The organism is Alicyclobacillus vulcanalis (genome assembly GCF_900156755.1).
Classification (GTDB): domain Bacteria; phylum Bacillota; class Bacilli; order Alicyclobacillales; family Alicyclobacillaceae; genus Alicyclobacillus; species Alicyclobacillus vulcanalis.
In genome coordinates, this window is the sequence record NZ_FTOO01000013.1 from 1 (window position 1) to 18,526 (window position 18,526).

The following is an 18,526-nucleotide window of genomic DNA, read 5'->3' on the forward strand; positions in this document are numbered from 1 at the left end:
AACACGGACGTGAAGACCTCCAGCGCCGAGAATACTGGGAGGGCAGCCTCCTGGGAAGGTAGGTCGTTGCCAGGCGAAGGAGAGAAGGTCAGGCGTTGATGCCTGGCCTTTTTTCGTGTCCGCATCCCCTCACAACCCGCCAGGAGACCCCCATGGACCTCGACGCAAAGGCGAATGACGCACCAGTCGGGGCACCCAAGCAACAGCCCGTGCCAGCCCTCCGCGCCACGCATTCCAACCGTCTCCCCCTCGCGCAGCGCCACCCAACCCCCATCAATCTTCTCCCAGAAGCGAGGATTCCGTAGCACAGGCAGATCTGCAGCCCGAAGGGCGAAGCCCTGCCCGTGCCCCGGAATCCGAAGCCAACTCCACAAATGTAGACTTCCATATTGACAAAGACAATAGCTACAGGATACGCTAACCACGAAGATACAATGATCACCAACCATGCTAAACTTCACGCAAGAGTAGGTATCTATGTATCAAAGTTAAGAAGGAGGAATGTATGTATGATCATCCTGCCGGAGCCCACGCATCATCCCATCCCCAATGTCCCCGTCTATGAAGAGTCCGATGTCCCGCGCATCGGCGAGATCGCCCTTCAGATCGTCGCTTTTGTGCCGGTCTACTGCCAAGGGAATCGAACGCTCGTCCTTCTGTCGAACGGAGATATGTTTTACGCGCCCCACCGCGCGCAGTGGGTCCGGGATGGCTTGCTCCGCCACTTCGCCATTTCGGGGAAAGACCTGCGCCGCGCTTGCGAGGAGGACTTGAATCGGAGTCTCTTTTCTCCTGTGGTCATACCTGTGGAACGCCTCGCATATGCTCAAATTCGGGTGCGCGCGCCCATTGGGCGGAACGATGGCACCCAGGGCTACTTTCGAATCGACGCGATTCGGAAGACCCGCCCCGTGGGGCCCGAGGAGACCGTGGTGGAGATGGTGAAGGGCATTGAATTCATCGCCCGAATGGCACGCCCGAAGGTCGTCGAGCGCATCTTAGCCGCCCGCTCGGCGCTCATTTTGCAGCGTGCGCGCGGGGTTGCCTATCCGCGTTACTGAAGGCTAGTCGCTTGCGGGTTCCGGCCACACGTCCCGGACCAGCTCGCCGTCGTCGGTCACACCTACATAAGACGCGGGCGACACCTCGCAAGCCGCCTGGCCAGACGTCGCATCGGACAAGAGTGTCAGCACCGAGGGAACGGATTCCTCCATGACGACGAGCGTAAAACGTACGCTTTCCGCGAACTCGGGGTGATAGATTCGCAGGTCCTGCTGTTCAAAGAGATGCGTCAACTTGCCGTAGTGCTCGTATCCGCAGGTAACCTGAATGTCGCACATCCGCGAGCAGTGAAGCTTCGGCGCGCCGCTCAGGACAGCAGCTGCCGCTTCAGTGTAGGCGCGGACGAGACCGTTCGCGCCGAGCAGAATGCCGCCAAAGTAGCGCGTGACAATCACGAGCACATTGGTGATCCCTTGCCTGCGAATCACTTCAAGCACAGGCCTGCCCGCCGTGCCGCTTGGCTCGCCGTCGTCCGAAAAGCGCTCGTGCGGAACCTGAACGCCCATTCGATACGCATACACGTGATGCCTGGCTCCAGGGTGCCTTGCACGGACCTCGCTTAGAGCGGCCAACGCGTCGCTTTCCGTGCGCACGGGGACGGCCGCCGCGAGAAATCGTGATTTCTTCTCTACCATCTCGGCCTCGAACCTTGTAGCGACGGTTAAAAAGGAAGACATCCGAGACCCTCCAGACCTGTGGCACCATGCGAACATCAATGTACCAGAAGGGCAAAGCCCAACACAACGCGGAGCAGAGGGATGAAGAACCCACAAAATTTTCGCGCATGAGCTCGCGGACCCTCACAAACAGGTAGAGCGAATCGAACCATGTAGGCGTGAGTGGCGGCGAGGGCTTCTTGGAGAGGACAATGTCACCTCAATGCCGAGAATATGCCGAAAACTGCGCCACTCTTCCTCGCAAGGTCTTTACTTGCAAGGAAAGAAAGCGTATAATGCGGCAATGAGGCTACTGTCTTAGGATACATAACTTGCTAGAGTGGCCCGCATTGCCGAGAACAACCCTCGTGGTGTCGAATCCTGGCGGCGAAAGCCAGGAGAGGGATGGGTACAGGTAGCCACTGAAGGGAGGGATGTCTTCCTGCGGTTCGAAGAGAAGGTAACCTTGCTGCTTTCCAAAGCGTTAAGCTGAAGCAGTAAGGCTATGAAAGGATCTTCGGGCACGTGGGGGCAGTGACGAATGGCCAGTTTAGGGTGACCTTCGTCACCGAACTTCAGTTCTAGTGATTCCATTGGAATCGTAAGGAGGAGAAGGGGACTTGAAACGCACACTGAGTGGCATTGCTTCAGCTGCGATTGTTCTGGGTGCGATTAGCCCTGTGGCGTTCGCGGACACGTCGTCCGGTTTGACACAAGGCAACGCGCTACCCATCACGGTGAACGGTCAGATTATCGCCGTTCCGTATGAGATGGTGGGCGTCGATTCCGGCAACCAGACGGGATTCTTCCCAATCTACTATTTCGACGAGGCGCTTGCGAAACTGGGTATCCAGGCGACTTGGAATGGCACCACCCACGTGTGGGCGCTGACGGATTCCAACATCACCAATCCGTCGAGTGTTCAAGTTGCGGGTGGCGTAGGCACGGGTAACACGCAGGTGACCCTAAATGGCACCCTGATCAAGGAGTTTAATACCCAAGCTGCGAAGGATCCGGCGGGCGGCCCGAACGCTCAGGTCACGACCTACATGCCGATCTACTATGTGAGCAACATCCTGCAGGCGCTGAACATTAACGGCAAGTTTAGCGGTCAGACGGGCCTGCAACTGTACAGCGCTCAGCCTGGGCTTGCGGTCAAGGTTTCGGGCGTGACCACGGGCAATGGCACGGCTGCGAATCCGTATCTGAATACGACGGGTGACACCGCGACGGTCTGGCTGCAGCTGGCGGATGCGAACGGCAACCCAGTCGCGAACGCGCCGGTCAGCCTGACGTTCTCCGGTGGTAGCGGTGCTCCGACGGTGGAGCAGAACAACAGCTATGCGACGGTCACTGCCGGCTCGAATGGTACGTACACCGCGCAAGTGACGACTGACGCGAACGGCACGGCGACGTTTGTCGTAACGGGCCAGGGCGCGTACACGCTCACGATTGCGGGTACGGGTCAGTATGCGGGTTCGTCGCAGACCATCTATTTGACGCTTGCCAATAACACCCCGGTGATTGTGGCGGGCAACACGAGCCCGACGGTGTCGACGGCTTCGAACATTACGCAGGGTCTTGTGCCGGTGACGGTGACCGTTCCGGGCGCGTCGGCGAATCAGCAAGTAACCTTCTACTTGGCACCTGCCTCTGGTTCTTCTGGGCAACAAGCCCACTTCGTGAACAGCCAAGGTGCGGCGATTGGCTCGAGCCCCGCCACAGGTGCGCCTACGGGATCTTATGAGGAGTACATCGCCTACACGAACAGCAGCGGTCAGGCGACGGTGTATGTCAATTCGTACTACGCCGGCAACTATACGGTCTATGCAGTGACGGGCTCCGGCTCCAGCCAGCAGACTGTGTCGACGACGATTGACTATCAGGCGCCTGCGTCGAGCTCGACGACCTCTGTGGCGGGTCTCTCGGTCAGTGGTGCTGCTCCGAGCTACAATAGCACCAACAGCGATTACGTAGCTGCGAATGTGACCAACATCTCCGGTGTCAGCACGGGCACGCCGGTGTATGTGTCGCCGCTTTCCAGCACGTCTTCTTCCACTGATGCGGTTGTGACCAACGCTTCGGTGACGTATACGCTCCAGTTGGCAAGCGGGCAAACGCTGGGTAGCCTGTACTTCGACAATGGCAAAGGTACAGGCACGGCATCTTCATGGGCAGCTTCTTCCGCAACCCTGCCGACGAGCGCGACGGCTGCAGGTGCGACCGTGCAACTCACAGCGACCTACACCAGCGGTTCCGGCTATAGCTGGGCTGTGAACGGTGTAACGATTAACGGTCTCACTACCACCACACCTGTCTTTGGCTTCACGGTGAGCGGTGCTGGCCAAGTGACCATTACGAGCGGCAGCGCGAAGGCGACGGCTTCGTTTGTGGCTGGTCCGCAGACACCGGCGTACGTCGGATATGCGAATCCGTACAGCGTGAACCTGGGTACACAAGGTCTGGGCAGCGGTACGTTGCAGTTTGAGGTGTTTGATACCAACGGCAACCCGGTCGCGAACCAGTCCGTCCCTGTAGTGCTGGCGGATGAGGTGTCCGATCTCATGGCGACGGGTGGCTTGTGGATCACGGCGGTCAACGGTACGGTACTGCAGACGAATATCGGAGGCAGCAACTATTACACGCCGATCTATCTCAACTCGGCGTTCAACAAGAACAGCACAGGAACGGTCGTTTCTGGGTCTGTATCGCCCGCTGGATATACCTCCGTGTCGATCCCAGGTGTTGTAAGCTGGCAGGCTGGACAAAACTCCTCCAGCTCGTCTACGGCCAACAGCACAATGTACGTCACGACCAACGCGCAGGGTGATGTGTCGCTGACGTTTGGCTATGGTAACGTGCCGTATTACACGGGTTCCGGTTTGGCCTATTCGCCGACCTATAATGCTCCGAGTGTGACGAGCACCACGGTGAATCTGTATACCACCTATGGTGCGACCACGGGAGGCACACTTCTTCAGATCGGTACCGCGAACGAGTTGTCTGGCTCGGCACTTTCGACGGTGGTCGGAAATGTTCAGGTTGGCGGACCGGGGACTGTCCAACTCGGTACGTTCGCTGAAAGTGGTTCGACATCCCCGTATACCTATACGGCTACTGTCACAGTGTTGAACTCCGCGGGTAACCCGGTCACGGGGCTTACAGCATCCAACTTTACGGTAAAGGACACCACCGCGAACAGTACCTTGAGCGCCGGTACCTCGGCTGGTGACTACTCCATTAGCGGTGGTACGAATGGTCAATACACGTTGACCATCTACGAGAGCTCCAGCACCAACACGGATAGCATCACCGTGACGGTGAATGGAATCACCTCGAACTCGGAGAATCTCTAAGAGGTTTTCCGAAGATAGAAAGCCGACAGTCCCCTGTTGGGCTGGCGGCTTTCTTTTCTGTCTATGCGACATCAGGTGCGAGAAGGAGTAGAAAGTCATTTGTTCCACCGATACATTTGCACCTGCTCCAATTGCCCTCCTAGGGATACCAGTGCTCTTCCCGGAATGGGCGGCAGTTCAAATGCTTCATCGTGTCCCGTTCCCAACACCACACCGGATTGCACCTGGGTTGTGACGTGGAACGTGAGAAGAGCGTCCATGTTCGCGCGCAAGGTGCCAGGGATGGTGTCCGCGTCCGGGCGTTGGGTCGCAATCACCAGATGAAGCCCCAGACTCCTGCCTTTCTGGAGAATCGTGTTCACCATCGCCAGAATTGCTTTCGCCATCTCCGCAGCCTCCTTGTCCGCCTTACTGTTGGCGGTAGACGTGACCGTGGCGAATTCGTCGATCAGCGTGACGCAAGGTGTGAAGCGCGTTGTGCCACGTTCCCACGCTTCTTGTTCCCGTTCCGAGAGTGTTGTGACCAGTGTCTGCATCCAAGCATGGAGTCGTGGCAGGTCTCGAATCACCTCGTCCACCGTATCTAGGAGCGGCTTGTAGTCATAACCGCCTTTGAGATCCGCAATCACCACGGTGGCGTCGGGGCGTTGCACCTTGAGCGTTTCTGCAATCACTTTGAGGGCGTTCGTCTTCCCGCCGCCGGTGGCGCCTGCAACGAGAAGGTGCGGGTACTGTCGGAGCGGTGCGAGCACCGGGCCTTGCACGCCTTCACCAAGACACCAGGAGAATTCGTTTGCTTGCCGGATGACGGGCAGCACGTCACGAAGCGAGACGGTGCGCGGTAGTGCGGGGAACCTCGCAATTTCCACGCATCCCGGCCATGCGGTCTGGGTGATCTGCACCTCTTCCCCCAAGGCGCTCGCGAGTTCGCGTTCCTTCTCGCGAAGGGAAGCAAACGACTCGCCGGGCGGCAAGCGGTAGAGACCGACGAGCGCTCGGCCGCGGCGTTTCAGGCGACCGAGACGTACAAGGCTTGCGGGCTCCGGGTTCCCGGATGCCTGTGCGAGTGCAAGATACGCGTTTGCCAGCGGGTCTCGGAACGAAGACCAGAACGCGAAAAGGAGCGGGTTGTACTCTTCCTCGAGATTCGTCCCGCCTAGGCCGAGGCGGAAGAAGAGCGCGAGCCCAAGAAACATCCCCACAAACCAGGGGTGGGGGCGGAAGTCCGCCCATGCCACCCAAGCGAGAATGAAAGCGTAAAGTCCATCAGCGAGTAGAAAATGTCGGGATAAACGCCTCATGGTGTACGACCTCCCGAATGAAGATTTGAATGTGATGTGCGGCATGGTCCACGGCGGGGATTTGGATCACCAGCGCCGCAATCATGCATGCGACGACGAGCATCACCGCGTTTTGTAGATAGGGCACATAGGCTTTCATGAACAAGCGACCTCCTCGAGTGTCTGAACGCCCTGCAGCAGCGCTTTTCGTGTAATCTCGGCGTCGAGGGTGTGCCAGAAATCCTGTGGGTCCATTTCCAAGTACCGCGCGAGCAGCCGGGGCAGCTTGTCCATCAGATCCCGACTCGAGGATTCCCCGACTGCCACGGCAAACGCCGTCAAATACCCCTTCATCACCTTCGCCAGCTGGTACGGGTTGAGTTGTGGCTCCAGCGGATGGCGCTCACTCACGCCATAGCACACCTTCACGGTGTCGACGAGCTTTTGCCACACGGGGTCTACGGGCCATTTCGCGCGATTCGCGCTCCGCGTCGGGGTGCGCAGGGAAATCCAGTCCTGCATGAGATACGTGAGAAGAGACGGCGCATGGGTCACGACCTCAGGAATGCTAAGCTTCGCGAAACGAAGGTCGGTCTCGGGCACCTGGAACTCGTGCAACGCCTCTCGGCGGAGTTGGAACTCGATTCGCCACACGTCTCGAGTCAAATCCCAACCAGCCTGTTGCCATAGCTCCGCGAAGAACCGTTTGTCCTGCTTATAGGATGTGTTTCTTGCAATCTCCCACCACTTGTTATAGATTCGGCATAGGATTTTGCCTTTTCCGAACGTAAAGCCTGTGAACCGGTCGCCTTGGTGGTATGTGGCCTGGTCAATGGCCTCTTCGTTTTCGTCTACGTTTTCGGTTTCATCGTCATCCCATGCGTAGGTGTCTATGTATTGGCTTTGGTGTTTGGCCCTTGTCACCAGGCGATCGCGGTCTTTCTCCTCAAACTGTAGTTCATCCGTATCTACCGCAATGTCCACACGAGACACACGCGTCAAGATGTCCTCGTCGGGAATCGGTTCATCCGCTAGGGTTGTCAAGGTACGAAGGGTTTCGTTCCAAAGTTCCACAAAGGGCACGGTCCAAAGCGGTGCGCTCCGGTAGATGACTTCCATCGGCCACTGGTTCGACGCTTCCTTGAGCGGTTTGTCATAGATGCGGAATTCCAGCGCGACGTTCTGTGTACCCCCAGTCGGTAGCCACACCTTAAACGCGTGCCAGTGCGTCGTCGTCCGCTCTGGGTACGTCTGCAAGTCCAAGCCCCGATACGTCATCCGCACGGGCTCAAAGGGCGACCCTGCTTCCACCGAGGCCAAGTCGCGCAAGAACGTGCTGTAGCGCTCGAGCCATCGCGCGACGTACACGTGACCTACGAGTGTGTCCACATTGGCGAGTTGCACATGTTCTTCCCCTCCTTTCGGTTCCCGAAGGGATTTTGCGAGTGGGGTGTTACTGGACCCCCACCCTACCGGGCGACGGCGCGCTCCCCTTGGGGTCCGCGCGCCAGCCGCCCGGGTCTGCGAATTAGGGCTTGGCAGTGACCTTCGCCGTCAACGGCTGCGCCTCCAGGCTGATCTGCCCGTTGAACGCCCGGATGCGAACGACCTCCAGCTGCGTGATCTCGCCCCGCGACAGCTGCGCCTCGACCGGCACCTGCACCCGGTACGTGACGAAGTGCTCCCGGTCGGCCACCTCCGCGTACTTCTTCGTTCCATCCTTTGACATCGACACGTCTTGGACCAATCCCTCGAATGTAATCATGACGCTCGACACCCTTTCTATGTGTGAAGATGGTGGATAACTCGGATGAGAAGAGTATAAATCCTCTTTTCGTTCGGATCAACAAGATGTTTTTGTTGTTATACATGAAGGGCAAATAAAAACACATTTCGTGTGTACAATTGTGAGCGTAAAGAGGGTATCTAGGTGGTAACGTGCGGTGGTAACATGCACTTTGCGCATTTTACTACGTGGACGGCTTCACATATGCCGTGTATAGTGAAAAAGTGATTGGGCCCCAGGGAATTCTTCTTAGTGGCTTGTTCATCCTGATGGATAGATCGGGATTCTCACATAACACCGGATTCAAAAGGGGGGGACGGAATGCCGAGGCTTTCTCCGGATGCGCTGGTGCCCGAAGATAAGCTCCAACAGTTTGTGAGTTGGCTCATCGAGAAGCGAACCGAGATGGAGATGACCCAAAAAGAGATGGCCGACTTTCTCGGGCTTTCGCTTTCCTACTACAACGCCATTGAGAATCGGAAACGGAACCTGAGTGCCAAGCTGGTCATCCAGTTGGCGTCGAAACTGCCCCAGGGTCCGCGTTTTGCGGTGCAGTTATTGGGGCCGGAAGTCGTCGGGAAGTACATGAACTTGATTCAGCTTCCGCCGGAGAAGGAAGAGGAGTATGAGGCGGAGGATGCCCTATTGGACGCGATTCAGCAACGCGAAAAGTCAGCTGCCGACTATCTCGGCCTGTTGCGAAGCGTCTTGCATCCTTCCAACGCGGTCTTGGCGGTGAGCGTGAAACCGAACTTGCGCTGGTTTGGGTTCACCACGGAGGATGTCGCCATCATTACGCCGGCGACCGATCTCAAAGCATTGATACCCGGACAGCTGGTGTATGTGGTCGACCGAACGACCCAAGCAGGCGAGTTTGCGTTTGTGCGGGCACCGCATGGGAAGGAACTCACGAGTGTCGAATCGACCCTCATGACGCTGCTCGACCTTCCACGGGATACGATGCAACTGTTTGAATGGGGCATTGACCCTCGACGCGCGCTCTTATCTTGGCTCGTCGATGATCCGAATCTCTTAGTCTGTGAAGTCATCACCATCTGCAAGGCCAACCCGTCTCGTCTCGTCCCTCTCACAGCGCCTGGGTTTGAAGCGTGGAGTCCTGTCGAGCGCAAAGCGGTTCTCCAACAAGGCGTGGTCTATCATCGTCTGCGACAGGAGATGCAAGAGACCCTCCAGAAGTTTCGCCGCATGCTCGAGTCCAAGCCCGCCTCTGAGGCTCCCGACGATACCCCGGCGGTGGAGGTCGGCGATCCGGAGGCTCCCTGAATCCCGGGGGCTTTCGGCCCAGTCCATGCTAGGCCATGCGCTTTTGCCCCCTGTCAAGGCCAAGCCGCTTCGCGGTGCTTCGCAGCCTTGACGGGGGCGGCGCATGGCCTTTTTGGCGATTAGGCCGAATGCCCCCTTGTGCGCGGGGTCTGCGCGCAAGGCGGGAAATTCGCGCCGAACCGCGGCCTGGGTGCCAAGCCCGGGACCGGGCGGCCTGTGGAGGCGAGAGCATGTTGGGGGAGGAAGCCATCACGGCGTTTGGGGCGCATCTTGTGCGCCAGGGGCGGAGTCGGAAGACGGTTATCGGGTACCAGAGTGACTTACGACGGTTCGCGGCCTTCTACGCCGCGCGCCACAACTTGCCCTGGTCGGTGGAGGAGACAACCGTCGAGGACCTGCGCGCGTATCTCGAGGCAAGTCCAGGACAGGCCACGACCCTCAATCGGCGGTTGTATGCGCTGCGCTCTTTTTTCAAGTACCTCGTGCGCCAGGGCATCGTGAGCTCGAACCCGGCGGAGATGCTCGAAGCCAAGCGCACCGTACAGAAGGAGCGGTACGCGCTCCCTGCGCACGAGCTTGCGCGGTTCATCCATCACATTCCCCATCCGCACGTTCAAGCGGCGGCCTGGACCATGGCCTACACGGGACTTCGCATTGCGGAAATCATCTTTCTTCGCATGGACGACGTCGATTTCGAGGAAGGCGTCCTCCGCGTGGAGCACGGCAAGGGCGACAAGCCGCGCGAAGTCCCGATGTGTGGGCCACTGAGAACGATCCTTTCTAACTATGTCGAACAGCATCGGGCACACGCGAAACCGCACGAGCGGTTCTTTGCGACGCCTTCGACGGGCGGCCTGTCGCCGACGCACATCAACCGCGTGCTCAAGCAGACAAGCCAAGCGCTTGGGTATCGACGGTACGTCACGGCGCACACGTTCCGACACAGCTTTGCCTCGAACCTCATTCGCCAAGGCGTGCACTTAATCCTTGTGCAAAAGCTCCTCGGCCATAGTTCGCCCACGGTCACGTCGGTGTACACGCACGCGACTCGGGAGGATTTGCAACAGGCGGTGCAGACGCTCTCGTTCGAGGAGGTGCAGCCATGACGTTTCGCCCAGAAGACGTATTCCAACACCTCGCGGACGGAAAGACGCGGGACGAGATCGCCCGGATGTACGGGTACAAGGCGCGTCGGTACTTGGACCAGTTCATGATGCGCCGTGGGTATCGGTGGAGTGACGAGCAGGCAACATATGTTGAACGGGTGGAGCCCAAGAAGAGGCGACGCAGTCCCAAGGTGGCGCGGGTCATCGAGGCGTTTCAGGCCGAACCCTACGGCGATCCCAAGCGGATCGCCGAGGCGCTTGGGTTTGCGAGTGCTTTCGAGATGGCGCAGTACATGCAGTCGCACGGATACCTGTGGTCGAACACGGCGCGCAACTACGTCGCACAAGAACGTACACAAGACACCACGTCTCCGTCGGTCGAACCCGACCTTCCCCGGGAGACTGTGTCGAGTGAGAGCGAGTCTGTTTCATTGCCGCTTGGGGATGCGCTCGAGCTTCTCGGGATGCTGGTGAAACATCGGGCGAAACTGGAGCGGCTGCTCTTGCACACGGAGCGGGGCGCGACGGACGTACCGCGCTACACCATCCCTGGGTTCTCCGTGGTGAAGAGCCTCCACATCTCGGTAGAGCTTGACCGACTGTTGCGCGCTGCGAGCCAGGCGTGGCGGATGTCGCAGCGCGAGATCCTGGAGGCGGCGATCATCGAGTTTCTGCGCAAGCACGGCTACGACGAGGTGATCCATCGTCTGCTCACCGGTCGCAAACAGGAACGAACTTCCTGACGTTTTGGGACTTGAAAAGGATGAAGCGTGAAAGCTTTCAGCAAGCTTGCGCGTCACAAGCAAGGGCGTTGCAAGCTTGCTGCTTGCAAGCATGCGTCAAGATTAGGATTTGGAAGGGATCGAGAAGATCGAGGGGACAAGGGTTGCCGATCCGGGGTGTGGATGGAACTGGGTGATCGTCAAGGGGACTTGAAACGCACACTGAGTGGCATTGCTTCAGCTGCGATTGTTCTGGGTGCGATTAGCCCTGTGGCGTTTGCGGACACGTCGTCCGGTTTGACGCAGGGGAATCCATTGCCGATTACGGTGAATGGGCAAATTATCGCGATCCCGTATGAGATGGTGGGGGTCGATTCCGGTAACCAGACCGGGTTCTTCCCGATCTATTACTTCGACGAGGCGCTTGCGAAGCTCGGCATCCAGGCAACCTGGAACGGTGTGACACACACATGGGCCCTGACCGATGCCAACGTCAACGCTTCCTCTGTCAGTGTTGCAGGCGGCGTGGGCACGGGTAACACGACCGTGACGCTGAACGGTACCCCGATTAAGATGTTCAACACGCAGGTTGCAAAGGATCCGGCTGGCGGCCCGAATGCGCAGGTCACGACCTACATGCCGATCTTCTACGTGAGCAACATCCTGAACGCGCTGAACATTAACGGTAAGTTCAGCGGTCAGACAGGTCTTCAAGTGTACAGTGCTCAGCCTGGCCTCGCTGTGAAGGTCACGGGTGTGACCATGGGCAATGGCACGGCTGCGAATCCGTACCTGAACACGACGGGTGACACCGCGACGGTCTCGCTGCAGCTCGCGGATGCGAATGGCAACCCGGTTCCGAATGCGCCGGTGAGCCTGACGTTCTCCGGTGGTAGCGTGCCGACGGTGGAGCAGAACAACAGCTATGTGACGGTGACTGCTGGCTCGAGCGGGACGTACACCGCACAGGTGACGACCGACGCGAATGGTATGGCGACGTTTGTCGTGACGGGCCAGGGCGCGTACACGCTCACGATTGCCGGCACGGGTCAGTATGCGGGTTCGTCGCAGACCATCTATCTGACGCTTGCCAACAACAACCCGGTGATTGTGGCGGGTAACACGAGCCCGACGGTATCCACGGCTTCGAACATTACTCAGGGTCTTGTGCCGGTGACGGTGACGATTCCGGGGGCTTCGGCGAATCAGCAGGTCACCTTCTATTTGGCGGGTGGCTCCAATGGGCAACAAGCCCACTTCGTGAACAGCCAGGGTGCGGCGATTGGCTCGAACCCCGGCACAGGTGCACCTACGGACTCTTATGAGGAATACATCACCTACACCAACAGCAGCGGCCAGGCGACGGTGTATGTGAATTCTTACTACACCGGTAACTTCACGGTCTACGCCGTGTCGGGCTCCAACACCGTGTCGACGACGATTAACTATCAGGCACCTGCGTCGAGCACGACGACTTCTGTGGTGGGTCTCGCAGTGAGCGGTGCTGCACCGAGCTATAACAGCTCTACAAACAGCTATCAGGCTGCGAATGTGACGAACATCTCCGGTGTCAGCACGGGTACGCCGGTGTATGTGTCGCCGCTTTCGAGCACGTCTTCTTCTACGGACGCGGTGGTCACGAATGCTTCGGTGACGTATACGCTCCAGTTGGCAAGCGGCCAGACGCTGGGTAGCCTGTACTTCGACAATGGCAAAGGCACAGCCACGGCAAGCCAGTGGAATGCCTCGTCTGCAACCCTGCCGACGAGCGCAACGGCTGCAGGTGCGACGGTGCAACTCACAGCTACCTACACCAGTGGCACGGGCTATACATGGGTTGTGAACGGTGTGGCCATTAGCAATCTCACAACCACCACGCCGGTCTTTGGCTTCACGGTGAGCGGTGCCGGTCAGGTGACGATCACGAGCGGCAGCGCGAAGGCGACGGCTTCGTTCGTGGCGGGTCCGCAGACGCCTGCGTATGTCGGGTATGCGAATCCGTTCAGCGTGAACCTGGGCACACAGGGTCTCGGTAGCGGTACGTTGCAGTTTGAGGTGTTTGACACCAATGGCAACCCGGTCGCGAACCAATCCGTGCCGGTAGTTCTTGCTGATGAGGTCGCCGACCTTGGCACAACGGGTAGCCTGTGGATTACGGCGGTCAACGGTACGGTGCTGCAGACGAATATCGGTGGCACCAACTACTACACGCCGATCTATCTGAACTCGGCGTTCAACAGCGGTAGTACCGCTAAGGTTTCGTCTCCTGCTGGATATGCCTCGGTGTCGATCCCGGGTGTCGTAAGCTGGCAGGCTGGTCAAAACTCCTCCAGCTCGACTACGGCCAACAGCACCATGTACGTCACGACCAACGCCCAGGGTGATGTGTCGCTGACGTTCGGCTATGCAAACGTGCCGTACTACGCAGCGTCGAGTGGACTGGCTTATTCGCCGGCCTACTCTACAAGCACGAGCAGCACCACAGTGAACCTGTATACCACGTATGGTGCGACAACGGGCGGCACGGTGCTGGAGATTGGCACATCGAAGGAAGTTAGCAGTGCGCCGTCGACGGTGGTGGGTAATGTTCAAGTTGGCGGCCAGGGCTGAGTCCAACTAGGATCGTTCACTGAAGGTGGTTCGACAGCTCCGTACACCTACACGGCGACTGTCACGGTGTTGAATGCTGCGGGTAACCCGGTCACGGGGCTTACGGCCAGCAACTTTACGGTGACGGACACCACGAGCGAAAGCACTTTGAGCTCCGGTACCTCGGCTGGTGATTACTCCATTAGCGGTGGTACGAATGGTCAATATACCTTGACCATCTATGAGAGCTCCAGCACCGACACGGACAGCATCACCGTGACGGTGAATGGAATCACCTCGAACTCGGAGAATCTCTAAGAGGTTTTCCGAAGACAGAAAGCCGACAGTCCTTTGTTGGGCTGCCGGCTTTCTTTTCTGTCTATGCGACATCAGGTGCGGGGAGGAGTGGAAAGTCATTAGCGCCACAGATGCATTTGCACGTGTTCCAGTTGCCCTCCGAGAGACACTAATGCTCGCCCTGGAATCGGTGGAAGCTCAAATGCCTCATTGTGTCCTGGGCCTAGGACCACAGCAGATTGCACTTGCGTTGTGACATGAAACGTGAGAAGCGCGTCCATGTTCGCCCTTAAGGTGCCCGGGATAGTGTCTGCGTCCGGGCGTTGAGTTGCAATGACTAGGTGCAGCCCTAGGCTCCGACCTTTCTGGAGTATCGTGTTCACCATCATGAGAATCGCTTTCGCTATCTCGGCGGTCTCTTTGTCCACCTTGCTGTTTGCCGTAGACGTGATGGTGGCGAATTCGTCGATCAGCGTGACGCATGGTGTGAAGCACGTGGTGCCGCGTTCCCACGCTTCTTGTTCCCGTTCCGCGAGTGTCGTGACCAGTGTCTGCATCCAAGCGTGGAGTCTCGGCAAGTCGCGAATCACCTCATCCACCGTGTCGAGAAGTGGCTTGTAGTCGTAGCCGCCTTTCAAGTCCGCGATCACCACGGTGGCGTCGGGGCGTTGGAATTTGAGTGTCTCCGCAATTACTTTGAGCGCGTTCGTCTTCCCGCCGCCGGTCGCACCTGCAATCAGAAGGTGCGGGTATTGCCGGAGCGGTGCGAGCACCGGGCCTTGCACGCCTTCGCCGAGGCACCACGAGAGGCCTTCGGTGTTCTGCTTAAATGCGGGCAACGCGTCGCGAAGCGAGACGTTGCGCGGTAGTGCCGGAAATCGTGCAATCTCCACGCATCCAGGCCATGCGGTTTGGGTGATCTGCAGGTTCTCGCCCAAGGCGCTTGCGAGTTCGCGTTCTTTCTCGCGAAGGGAAGTAAACGACTCGCCAGGCGGCAAGCGGTAGAGGCCGACGAGCGCTCGACCGCGGCGTTTCAGGCGGCCGAGGCGCACAAGACCTGCAGGTTCCGGGGTGCCGTTTGCTTGTGCGAGTGCGAGATAAGCGTTGGCCAGCGGATCTCGAACCCACGACCAGAACGCAAAGAGGAGCGGGTTGTACTCCTCCTCGAGGTTCGTGCCTCCGAGTCCGACGCGAAACAGGAGCGCGAGCACGAGAAACATCCCCACAAACCAGGGGTGGGGGCGGAACTCCGCCCGGACCACCCAGAAGAGAATCAGAACGTAGAGACCGTCAGCGAGGAGAAAATGGCGAGATAAACGCGTCATGGTGCATAACCTCCCGGACGAAGATTTGGATGTGGCGGGTCACGTGGTCCACGGCAGGGATTTGAAAGACGAGCGCCGTGATCGCGCACGCGACGACAAGGATCGCTGCGTTTTGTAGGTAGGGAATGTAGGGTCGAACCCTCATGAACAAGCCACCTCCTCGAGTGTCTGAACGCCCTGCAGCAACGCCTTTCGCGTAATCTCAGCGTCAAGCGTGTGTTCCAAATCTTGCGGAGCTATTTCTAGGTATCGCGCGAGCAACCGAGGCAGCTTGGCCATCAAGCCTTGGCTTGAGGACTCGCCGACGGCCACGGCAAAGGCGGTCAAGTAGCCCTTAATCACCTTTGCCAGCTGGTAAGGATTGAGTTGTGGCTCCAGCGGATGGCGTTCGCTCACGCCATAGCTCATCTGGATGGTGTCCACGAGCTTTTGCCAGGCTGGGTCCATCGGCCACTTGGCGCGATTTGCGCTCCCTGTGGGGGTGCGAAGCGAAATCCAGTCCTGCATGAGATACGTAAGTAGCGACGGCGCGTTGGCTAAGACCTCTGGAATGCTAAGCTTCGCGAAACGAAGATTGCTTTCGAGCACCTGGAACTCGTGTAAGGCCTCCCGCCGGAGTTGGAACTCGATTCGCCAAACATCTTTGGTGAGGTCCCAGCCAGCCTTCTGCCAGAGCTCGGCGAAGAATCGCTTGTCCTGCTTGTAGGAGGCGCTCCTTGCAATCTCCCACCACTTGTTATAGATTCGGCATAGGATTTTGCCTTTTACGAATGTGAAGCCTGTGAAACGGTCGCCTTGGTGGTACATGGCCTGGTCCAGGGTCTCTTCGTTTTCGTCTACGCTTTCAGTTTCCTCGTCATCCCATGCGTAGGTGTCTATGTATTGGCTTTGGTGTTTGGCTCTTGTCACCAGGCGATCGCGGTCTTTTTCCTCGAACTGAAGCTCATCGGTATCGATGGCAATGTCCACACGAGAAACTCGGGTCAGAATGTCCTCCGCAGGAACTGGTTCATCCGCTAGCGTTGTCAAGGTGCGAAGCGTTTCGTGCCATAGCTCCCCGAATGGTACGGTCCAAAGCGGTGCGCTCCGGTAGATGACCTCGATCGGCCACTGGTTGGACGCCTCTTTCAGCGGTCTGTCGTAGATGCGAAACTCGAGTGAGACGTTTTGCATGCCCCCGGTCGGTAGCCAGACCTTGAACGCGTGCCAGTGCGTCGTGGTCCGATCCGGATAGGTCTGCACGTCCAACCCCCGATACATCATCCGCACGGGCTCGAATGGCGATTCGGCTTCCACCGAGGCCAAATCCCGCAAAAATGTACTGCAGCGCTCGAGCCATCGCGCGACGTGGATGTGCCCTATGAGCGTGTCCACATTGGCGAGTTGCACATGTTCCTCCCCTCCTTTCGGTTCCCGAAGGGATTTTGCGAGTGGGGTGTTACTAGCACCCCCCCACCCTGCCGGGCGACGGCGCGCTCCCCTTGGGGTCCGCGCGCTCGCCGCCCGGGCCTTGCGATTTAAGGCTTGGCGGTGACTTTCGCAGCCATGGGGTGCGCCTCGAGGCTGACCTGCCCGTTAAACGCGCGGATGCGCACGACTTCCAGCTGCGTGATTTCGCCCCGCGCAAGCTGCGCGTCCACCGGCACCTGGACGCGGTACGTCACGAAGTGCTCCCGGTCGGCAACCTCCACGTACTTCTTGGTGCCATCCTTCGACAAGGAGACGTCTTGTACCAGGCCCTCGAAAGTAATCATGTGCTCGACACCCTTTCTTTGTGTGAAAATGGTGGATAACTCGGATGAGAAGAGTATAGATCTCCTCTTCGCTGAGATCAACAGGATATTTTCTCTGTTATGCATGAAGGGTAATTAAAAACACATTTCGTGTTTACGATTATAACAACAAAAAGTGTATCTAGGTTGTAAGTTGCAATGGTAACATGCACTTTGCGCATGTTACCACATGGACGGCTTTACGCATGGTGTGTATAGTGAAAAAGTGATTAGGATCTAGGCGATACTTCTTAACGGCCTTTTCACCCACATGGATAGATTCGGGGTTCTCTTATAAGACTGGATTCGAAAAGGGGGGACAGCATGCCGAGGCTTGCCCCAGATGCGTTGGTGCCCGAGGATAAGCTCCAGCAATTTGTGAATTGGCTCATCGAGAAGCGGGCCGAAATGGAGATGACGCAGAAAGAGATGGCCGACTTCCTCGGGTTGTCGCTTTCCTACTACAACGCCATCGAGAATCGGAAACGCAATCTCAGCGCTAAGCTTGTCATCCAATTGGCGTCGAAATTGCCCCAGGGCCCGCGTTTTGTCGTGCAGTTATTGGGTCCGGAAGTCGTCGGGAAGTACATGAACTTGATACAGCTTCCGCCGGAGAAAGAAGAGGAGTACGAGGCAGAAGACGCGCTCTTGGACGCCATTCAACAGCGTGAAAAGGCGGCGGCTGACTATCTCGGCTTGTTGCGGAGCATCTTGCATCCGTCCAATGCGGTCTTGGCGGTGGGCGTGAAACCGAATCTGCGCTGGTTCGGGTTCACCCCGGAGGACGTGGCTATTATTACGCCCGCGACCGACCTCAAGGCGCTTACGCCTGGGCAACTGGTGTATGTGATCGACCGCACGACCCAAACGGGCGAGTTTGCGTTTGTACGTGCGCCTCATGGGAAGGAACTCACGAGTGTCGAATCGACACTCATGGCGCTGCTCGACCTTCCGAGGGATACGATGCAATTGTTCGAATGGGGCATTGACCCGCGTCATGCGCTCTTATCTTGGTTCATCGATGATCCGAATCTCTTGGTTTGTGAGGTCATCACGATCTGCAAGGCTGATCCCTCTCGTCTCGTTCCTCTCGTAGCACCTGGGTTTGAAGCATGGAGTCCTGCCGAGCGGAAAGCGATTCTCCAACAAGGCGTGGTGTATGCCCGCTTGCGACAGGAGATGCAGGAGACCCTCCAGAAATTTCGTCGCATGCTCGAGTCCAAACCTGCCTCCGAGGTTCCCGACGACGCCTCGGCGGTGGAGGTCGGCGGTCCGGAAGCTCCCTGACGCT

The 18,526-nt window shown here is 58.1% G+C and carries 16 protein-coding genes; 7 read left to right on the forward strand and 9 right to left on the reverse strand.

Going from position 1 to position 18,526, the window contains the following annotated elements; all coding sequences use genetic code 11:
• The first annotated feature begins 509 nt into the window (after positions 1-509).
• Positions 510-1,061, forward strand: coding sequence for a hypothetical protein (locus tag BW934_RS12950; RefSeq protein ID WP_076348797.1), 552 nt, complete (start codon positions 510-512; stop codon positions 1,059-1,061).
• Positions 1,062-1,064: 3 nt separating this feature from the next.
• Here the strand turns inward: BW934_RS12950 and BW934_RS12955 are convergent, their stop codons facing one another.
• A complete protein-coding gene (locus BW934_RS12955; RefSeq protein ID WP_076348799.1) occupies positions 1,065-1,739 on the reverse strand; it encodes an IMPACT family protein in 675 nt (224 codons plus the stop codon).
• Positions 1,740-2,338: 599 nt separating this feature from the next.
• Between BW934_RS12955 and BW934_RS12960 the strand changes: the two genes are divergently transcribed.
• The gene (locus tag BW934_RS12960; protein WP_076348801.1) at positions 2,339-5,074 is read left to right on the forward strand and encodes a beta strand repeat-containing protein; all 2,736 of its coding nucleotides are present in this window, start codon (positions 2,339-2,341) and stop codon (positions 5,072-5,074) included.
• Between the two features lie 95 nt (positions 5,075-5,169).
• Here BW934_RS12960 and BW934_RS12965 read toward each other — a convergent pair whose 3' ends face one another.
• The 4 genes from BW934_RS12965 to BW934_RS12975 all read right to left on the reverse strand — a co-directional run bounded on the left by BW934_RS12965 (position 5,170) and on the right by BW934_RS12975 (position 8,119).
• The gene (locus BW934_RS12965; protein ID WP_159437319.1) at positions 5,170-6,375 is read right to left on the reverse strand and encodes a helicase HerA domain-containing protein; all 1,206 of its coding nucleotides are present in this window, start codon (positions 6,373-6,375) and stop codon (positions 5,170-5,172) included.
• Positions 6,341-6,514, reverse strand: a complete 174-nt coding sequence (locus BW934_RS15010) for a hypothetical protein (RefSeq protein ID WP_159437320.1) — start codon at positions 6,512-6,514, stop codon at positions 6,341-6,343. Before BW934_RS15010 ends, BW934_RS12965 begins: the two co-directional genes overlap by 35 nt.
• Entirely contained in the window at positions 6,511-7,758 is a 1,248-nt protein-coding gene (locus tag BW934_RS12970) for a hypothetical protein (protein WP_076348805.1), read from the reverse strand. The genes BW934_RS15010 and BW934_RS12970 overlap by 4 nt, the downstream gene beginning before the upstream one ends.
• 124 nt (positions 7,759-7,882) lie before the next feature.
• On the reverse strand, positions 7,883-8,119 hold the full coding sequence (locus BW934_RS12975; protein ID WP_076348807.1) for a hypothetical protein: 237 nt from the start codon (positions 8,117-8,119) through the stop codon (positions 7,883-7,885).
• Positions 8,120-8,461: 342 nt separating this feature from the next.
• Here BW934_RS12975 and BW934_RS12980 point away from each other — a divergent pair, with 342 nt between their 5' ends.
• From BW934_RS12980 to BW934_RS12995, 4 genes are all read left to right on the forward strand, one after another.
• A complete protein-coding gene (locus BW934_RS12980) occupies positions 8,462-9,424 on the forward strand; it encodes a helix-turn-helix transcriptional regulator (protein ID WP_084182609.1) in 963 nt (320 codons plus the stop codon).
• Positions 9,425-9,654: 230 nt separating this feature from the next.
• The gene (locus BW934_RS12985; protein WP_076348809.1) at positions 9,655-10,530 is read left to right on the forward strand and encodes a tyrosine-type recombinase/integrase; all 876 of its coding nucleotides are present in this window, start codon (positions 9,655-9,657) and stop codon (positions 10,528-10,530) included.
• Positions 10,527-11,273 carry a hypothetical protein gene (locus tag BW934_RS12990; RefSeq protein WP_076348811.1) on the forward strand — a complete coding sequence of 249 codons (747 nt, stop codon included), beginning with the start codon at positions 10,527-10,529 and terminating at the stop codon, positions 11,271-11,273. The genes BW934_RS12985 and BW934_RS12990 overlap by 4 nt, the downstream gene beginning before the upstream one ends.
• 189 nt (positions 11,274-11,462) lie before the next feature.
• Positions 11,463-13,862 carry a beta strand repeat-containing protein gene (locus BW934_RS12995; RefSeq protein ID WP_143232660.1) on the forward strand — a complete coding sequence of 800 codons (2,400 nt, stop codon included), beginning with the start codon at positions 11,463-11,465 and terminating at the stop codon, positions 13,860-13,862.
• Positions 13,863-14,257: 395 nt separating this feature from the next.
• On the opposite strand, the gene BW934_RS13005 is transcribed toward BW934_RS12995, so the two are convergent.
• The 4 genes from BW934_RS13005 to BW934_RS13015 form a co-directional block, all read right to left on the reverse strand.
• Complete coding sequence (locus tag BW934_RS13005; protein ID WP_076348817.1) at positions 14,258-15,463, reverse strand: FtsK/SpoIIIE domain-containing protein; 1,206 nt, start codon at positions 15,461-15,463, stop codon at positions 14,258-14,260.
• Positions 15,429-15,608 carry a hypothetical protein gene (locus BW934_RS15015; RefSeq protein WP_159437321.1) on the reverse strand — a complete coding sequence of 60 codons (180 nt, stop codon included), beginning with the start codon at positions 15,606-15,608 and terminating at the stop codon, positions 15,429-15,431. The genes BW934_RS13005 and BW934_RS15015 overlap by 35 nt, the downstream gene beginning before the upstream one ends.
• The gene (locus BW934_RS13010) at positions 15,605-16,852 is read right to left on the reverse strand and encodes a hypothetical protein (RefSeq protein WP_076348819.1); all 1,248 of its coding nucleotides are present in this window, start codon (positions 16,850-16,852) and stop codon (positions 15,605-15,607) included. The genes BW934_RS15015 and BW934_RS13010 overlap by 4 nt, the downstream gene beginning before the upstream one ends.
• A 128-nt stretch (positions 16,853-16,980) precedes the next feature.
• Positions 16,981-17,217 (reverse strand): hypothetical protein, encoded by a 237-nt coding sequence (locus tag BW934_RS13015; protein ID WP_076348821.1) that lies wholly within the window; start codon positions 17,215-17,217, stop codon positions 16,981-16,983.
• Positions 17,218-17,559: 342 nt separating this feature from the next.
• On the opposite strand from BW934_RS13015, the gene BW934_RS13020 reads away from it, so the two are divergent.
• Positions 17,560-18,522: a helix-turn-helix transcriptional regulator gene (locus BW934_RS13020; RefSeq protein ID WP_084182611.1), complete on the forward strand. Its 963-nt coding sequence runs from the start codon at positions 17,560-17,562 to the stop codon at positions 18,520-18,522.
• The last annotated feature ends 4 nt before the right edge of the window (positions 18,523-18,526 follow it).